Genomic DNA, 854 nt, shown 5'->3' on the forward strand with positions numbered 1-854 from the left:
CGGTTCCGGAACCTCGAATACGTGCAGCCCTCCGAAGTGCAGGTCATCGATCCGGTCCCCTGGACGAGCGACGTCGTTCCGACGGATCGTCTGATCACGATGACGAGCTGCAATCCGCTGCTGTCGACCGCGGAGCGGATCATCGCCTACGGCGTCTTCGAGTCGTGGCAGCCCCGCTCCGCAGGAGCGCCTGCCGAGCTCGCCTCTTCCCTCGCGACCTGACGTCCGGCGTCGGCGCTGGCACCGTGACGGGGGCGGCGAGCCGGTTTCGTGCTGCGGCAGACGTTTGCGGTTCGGGTGGACATGTACAGGATGAACCCGCTTTCGAAGGAGCCCGTCATGACTGCCGCCCCTGACCGAGACCCCCTGGACGTCCTGCTGGATGAGTCCAGCCCCCGCACGTCGACAGTGACGGCCGACGTCGCTGTCGAGCTGGCCGAGCTGCAGCAGCTCGCGGCGGCAGAGGCCCGCGTCAACCGTCACCGCTGGGCGCGTCCTGCGGTCGCCGGAGTGGCGTCGCTGGTACTGCTCGGCGGTATGGCGACCGCGGCCGCCGCGGCGACGGGCGCGTGGTCGCCGTGGGCGGAGACGCCGGATGCCTCGATCACCTATTCGCTGCCCAGCGGTGTCCAGTGCGAGGAGCGCATGGGAGACGTTCAAGGAACCGATCCGGCGGCCGTCGCCGTGGTCGAGAACTTCTACCAGACGACCGACATAGACGCTCTCCTCAGCGACGGGGCACTCGAGGAGACCATCGCGCAGCTGCGTACCGAGGACCGATCCTTCATCAACGCTGACGGATCCCGCACGCCGGCCGGCTACGGCACCGAGTTCTACAACGCCGACCGGGAGTA

Annotated in this window: 1 protein-coding gene and 1 pseudogene; both read left to right on the top strand. The window is 68.4% G+C overall.

Translation table 11 applies throughout. From position 1 onward, the window contains the following. Window positions 1-222: pseudogene (locus C5C56_RS17410) on the top strand (sortase); the annotation flags it as partial. 117 nt (window positions 223-339) lie between these two features. Beyond that, a partial coding sequence (locus C5C56_RS17415; protein ID WP_146086535.1) for a hypothetical protein occupies window positions 340-854 on the top strand: 515 nt, incomplete at its 3' end.

Origin of the sequence: Rathayibacter sp. AY1D1, from assembly GCF_002932635.1 — a bacterium.
Lineage (GTDB): Bacteria > Actinomycetota > Actinomycetes > Actinomycetales > Microbacteriaceae > Rathayibacter.